Raw genomic sequence first — 5,309 nt, forward strand, 5'->3', positions numbered from 1 at the left:
CAAGCAAGCCTTTAAACAAAGTATTAACTGCTGGGAAAATATGGAACGGTTGTTTGGATAAGGTTTTGATAAATCCAGGCATATCACGCGGATTTGGTACCAAAATGAAAGTGTAACCAGAACGCATGCCAAGTAAGCTCAGCATAAAAGCAAAAATATGATACAGCGGCAGTGCCATAACCATATTGATATAGACCTCGTTGATATCCGAGGTGACAGGGCGGTACCAAGCTTCTGACTGCATGGCCGCAGCGACGACATTACGCTGAGTTAATACCGCGCCTTTAGATAGTCCTGTGGTACCACCGGTATATTGCAAAATGGCTTTTTGTTGTAAGGACGTTTTTGGTGCCTGGAATGGTAGGCTTTTGCCTTTTTTTAGCACATCTGGAAACTTGGTAACGTGATATTTAGGATCATTCAAGTTGTATTTAGGAACCAAGCGTTTGACCTGACGGATAACCGTATTGACCAAAATACCTTTGAGACCCATCATGTCGCCCATTTTTGATAGGACAATACGTTTGATATCCGTCTCTTCGATTACCTGCTCGAGCGCTTGGGCAAAATTATCCACCACAAAGATAACCTGAGCACCAGAATCATTGAGCTGATGGCGTAACTCGCGACCCGTATAGAGCGGATTAATCGGCGTGCAAACGTAGCCCGCGCGCAAAATACCAATCATAGTTGGCAGATACTGCGGCACGTTTGGCATCATCAGTGCAACCACGCTGCCTTTAGGAATCCCTTGCGCTTGTAACCACGCAGCCACGGCAAGAGAAGCTTTGTCCACGTCGCCGTAGGTGTGAGTCACACCCATACAAATGGTCATAGGGTGCATACGAAAGCGATCAAAGCATTCTTCATAGAGGTCTATAAGGCTTTCATACTGATCGGGATTGATGGTTTTAGGTACGTTTTCTGGGTATTGAGCAAGCCAAGGCTTATCAGTGGTCATACTTAGTGTCCTTAAATTTGTGATAAGTTAAGGCTTTATAAAAAAGTAGTCACATCCCTGTCAACAAACCCATTCTTGCTCTATAGACGATACGTCCTATAGTCGGTGGCTTGTCGCGTGCTATCCCATTTATTCACATACTGCTAAAATACGGTGGCCTTGATACAAATGTATTTAATTACAAGATTGTTTGACTAGAAAGGTATTTAACTACGAGAAACAACTGCTGAAGTAGATTAAATAGCCAGTTATCGAGGATACTATCAGTACTAACTAATAATAAACAATAGCGTAACATATTTTGGCGTTACATTAACATAACTACTATTGAACCAGTTATTATAATACAGAAACTTGTGCGTATATAGTTAAATTTGATAAAAAAAGAAAACTATGGTGCAAGTAAAATCCGATGAATGGTGAAAAATATAAGATGAAAGGGTTCTTAGATTAGAATTAGTTAACCATATAAATAATAGCAGCTAATATGGATAACTCTAATAGAGGGTTTTTTGTATTTTTCTTAAAAAATAGTAATACTATAACAGCGTGACTATCAACAGTATAAGTATTATCCATACTAAAGTTTAATGTTTTAAAATAAAGAAGCGCTCTATCGTTTAGTTAGAGCGCTTTTTGAGCATAGATATTTGCTTTAATTATAGCTGAGGGTTATCCGCCATATGTTTTTCCCGCAGTTTTTGGCGCAGTACTTTACCAACGTTACTCTTTGGTAGCTCAGTAACAAACTCGATATAACGCGGACATTTATAGCCGGTCAAATTGTCTAGAGCAAATTCTTTAATCGAGTTTTTGGTCACGTTATTGTCGGCAGGAATGACGTAGATTTTGACCGCTTCCCCTTGACGCTCATCAGGAATACCAATCACCGCGCAATCAAGAATGCCTTCACAATCAAGCATCACGGATTCTACTTCGTTAGGAAAGACGTTAAAGCCTGAGACTAAAATCATGTCTTTCTTACGGTCTAATAATCTAAAGTAGCCTTTTTCATCCATACTGACGATATCGCCCGTGCGAAAGTAACCATCTTCAGTAAAGTCTTCGCTACTGTCTCTATTCAGATAACCTGAGGTGACGTTAGGACCTTTAACACACATCTCACCAGCTTCATTGACACCGACGCGCTTGCCGTCTTCATCTATGATGATGACATCAACGCTCGGGACTGGGACGCCAATAGTGCCGTTAAACTTACGGTCGGTAACAACGTTGGCAGTGCCGACAGCCACACCCTCAGTCATACCCCAGCCTTCAATCATGGCACAACCAGTGGTTTCAAGCCAGCGCGCTGCCGTCTGTTCGGTCGCTGCCATACCGCCTGCTTGCGAAATACGTAGCGAGCTAAAATCAAGGTCTTTAAAGTTTGGATTATCAAGCAAGCCTTTAAACAAAGTATTAACTGCTGGGAAAATATGGAACGGTTGTTTAGATAAGGTTTTGATAAATCCAGGGATGTCGCGTGGATTGGGTATCAGGATAAAGGTATAGCCTGAACGCATACCGAGTGAGCTTAGCATAAAGGCAAAAATATGATACAGCGGGAGCGCCATGACCATATTGATATAGACTTCGTTAATCTCTGACGTAATAGGACGCGTCCATGCTTCTGATTGCATGGCTCCTGCGACGATATTACGCTGAGATAAAATCGCACCTTTAGAGAGTCCAGTCGTACCGCCGGTATATTGCAAAAATGCCTTTTGATCCAAAGTCATTTTTGGCTTTTGGAAGGGCAGGTTTTTGCCTTTTTTGAGCACATCGGGAAACTTCGTGACTTCATGCTTAGGGTCGTTTAGCTTGTATTTGGGCACCAAGCGTTTGACTTGACGAATAATGGTGTTTACTAAAATACCTTTGAGGCCCATCATATCGCCCATTTTTGATAAGACGATACGCTTAATTTGCGTCTCATCAATCACTTGCTCGAGCGCTTGAGCGAAGTTATCCACCACAAAGATAACCTTTGCACCTGAGTCATTTAACTGATGGCGCAGTTCACGGCCAGTGTACAGGGGGTTGACGGGCGTACAGACGTAACCTGCGCGCAAAATACCAATCATAGTCGGCAAGTATTGCGGCACGTTTGGCATCATCAGCGCAACCACACTGCCTTGAGGCAGTCCTTGTGCTTGTAGCCAAGCGGCGACGGCAAGAGAAGCCTTATCAATGTCATCGTAGGTATGAGTCACGCCCATACAGATACTCATAGGATGCAGACGAAAGCGATCAAAACACTCTTCATACAGCTCCACGATGCTGCCATATCTATCTGGATCGATCGTTTTCGGCACACTCTTAGGATATTGGGCAAGCCAAGGTTTATTCAACGTCATAGTCAGCGTCCTGGAATTTCAATTAAGTTTCTATCATCAAGCAGTCGTATCCGTGTCAATAAAAAAAATCAGCGCTGACGTAAAACAATGGCCGCTGAGTTTGATAACATCCTTATCTATTGACGGACTACTAAATATTTTTGCAACTAAAATACAATGTATCGACGATATAATGATACATTTAAGCAATACATTAGCATGAATCTAAGTAAAGGCAATATTAGCATGCGAGTACTGCCTAGTACACATTAAATGTTTATAAATAAATGCTTCTATAGGAAAAAAAAGACCATCGATGAGGTGGTAGTGAAACGAGCTGATATTTTAATGAAAATTTAAGATGGTCTTTGGATAAAACGATAGATAACTTAAAAAACCGTTTAAGTCGTGCCTAAAAATATCCCTGTAAAGGAATAGCGATATGTTAAAGAGTAGTGTGTTCTTACTTAAACTTTAAACGAATATGAATCGGCACTATGTGCAGTTACTGTTCAATACTATGTGCGGTTATTGCCTGATTAATGGTTTCGCTTAATTTTTGCGGTACACGAATAGGGCGCATGGGTGCGCTATGATTGCTTGCAGAGTCTGGCGTAATTTGGTTTTGCACGCAAGCGATGACAATTTTAGCGCGACTCAATAAAGTAGTGTTTGAAAAGGCAGTACTTTTCTGAGGGCTATCATTGTCATTCGGCGCTAAGCGATGGATACTTTGATAAAATATAATGCTGGCAGGTTTTAGCTCAACCTTATCAATGCGGACATTGATGACCTCATCTAATAAAATGGCTTTTTTATATTGCAAATCTGCTTGGCTGACGACAAAATGCTGAATCTCACCATCATCGGTCTGCAAAAAATAGCCATTTAAACCAAGCTTGGTGAACCAGTCGCGGCGGCAGTTTTCAAAAAACACTAAGTGATTGGCATGGTAGACGATGCCGCCAGCATCAGTATGGTTAATATAGACATTGTAATCAGTAGCAAATAGAGGGGTGCTTGCGTGCATCGATGGTGCAGCGGTATTTTTATTCATGGTTGTCATTATCGTGTTGCTCAGTAAGTTTGCGCCATTAATAGCGTGTAAAGTTTGAGAGGTTGATATATAAGGTTATAAAAATAAGAAGTAATAATGCCTAGATTATTACTCATGACAGCTACTCTATCGTAAGAGATAAAGGCGCGCAACAGCTAGCCATGCCGATGTCTGTTATGATAAGCCTTTATTTATCATCTGTTGCTGCTTGCTTTATTTTATAAAAATACTTGTTATAGAAAGACTTTATTTTAATTCATAATGATAGGATAGTTTATGACCCGTTTTGTTTGTTTTAATATCAATGGTATTCGCGCTCGTCAACATCAGTTAGAAGCGATAAAAGAGATTATCGACCCTGATGTGATCGGTCTGCAAGAAACCAAAGTACACGACGAGCAGTTTCCGCTCGCAGATGTGGAAGTTTTGGGCTATCACGTTGAGTATTTTGGTCAAAAAGCGCATTACGGCGTCGCATTGTTATCTAAAATTGCGCCTATTTTTGTGCAAAAAGGTTTTCCGGGAGAAGATGAAGAAGCACAAAAGCGCTTTATCCATGCGCGTTATGTATTTGACGGTCGCGAAGTGGATGTGCTTAACGGTTATTTTCCGCAAGGAGAAAGTCAAGACCATCCGACCAAGTTTCCTATGAAGCGTACCTATTATGCGGATTTGATAACCTATATTGATACGCTAAAAGCTGAAGGGCGCTCGCTGGTTATCATGGGTGATATGAATATTGCCCCAGAAGATATCGATGTTGGTATCGGCGAGGCCAATGCCAAGCGCTGGCTTAAAAATAGAAAAACCTCGTTTTTACCTGAAGAGCGCGAATGGTATGGTAACTTGATGGCGCGAGAGCTGACCGATACTTATCGTCTGCATTATCCAGACAGCACCGAATTATATAGTTGGTTTGATTATCGTAGTCGCGGTTTCAATGATGATCCTAAGC

4 protein-coding genes are annotated in these 5,309 nt (G+C 41.3%); 1 reads left to right on the forward strand and 3 read right to left on the reverse strand.

Features of this window, described 5'->3' with window-relative positions; all coding sequences use genetic code 11:
• From V7D75_RS01750 to V7D75_RS01760, 3 genes are all read right to left on the reverse strand, one after another.
• A partial coding sequence (locus V7D75_RS01750) for an AMP-binding protein (protein WP_333613158.1) occupies nt 1-961 on the reverse strand: 961 nt, incomplete at its 3' end.
• A gap of 659 nt (nt 962-1,620) precedes the next feature.
• Nucleotides 1,621-3,318 carry an AMP-binding protein gene (locus V7D75_RS01755; RefSeq protein ID WP_333613159.1) on the reverse strand — a complete coding sequence of 566 codons (1,698 nt, stop codon included), beginning with the start codon at nt 3,316-3,318 and terminating at the stop codon, nt 1,621-1,623.
• 484 nt (nt 3,319-3,802) lie between these two features.
• Nucleotides 3,803-4,354, reverse strand: coding sequence for a thioesterase (locus V7D75_RS01760; RefSeq protein WP_333613160.1), 552 nt, complete (start codon nt 4,352-4,354; stop codon nt 3,803-3,805).
• 276 nt (nt 4,355-4,630) lie between these two features.
• Here V7D75_RS01760 and xthA point away from each other — a divergent pair.
• Nucleotides 4,631-5,309 (forward strand): exodeoxyribonuclease III (xthA, locus tag V7D75_RS01765; protein WP_333613161.1); only part of this gene is annotated, 679 nt, incomplete at its 3' end.

This window comes from Psychrobacter sp., assembly GCF_036731945.1.
GTDB lineage: Bacteria > Pseudomonadota > Gammaproteobacteria > Pseudomonadales > Moraxellaceae > Psychrobacter.

Coding starts and splice junctions, on each gene's coding strand:
- V7D75_RS01755 (WP_333613159.1), bottom strand. CDS start 3,318: ATGACGTTGAATAAACCTTGGCTTGCCCAATATCCTAAGAGTGTGCCG.
- V7D75_RS01760 (WP_333613160.1), bottom strand. CDS start 4,354: ATGAATAAAAATACCGCTGCACCATCGATGCACGCAAGCACCCCTCTA.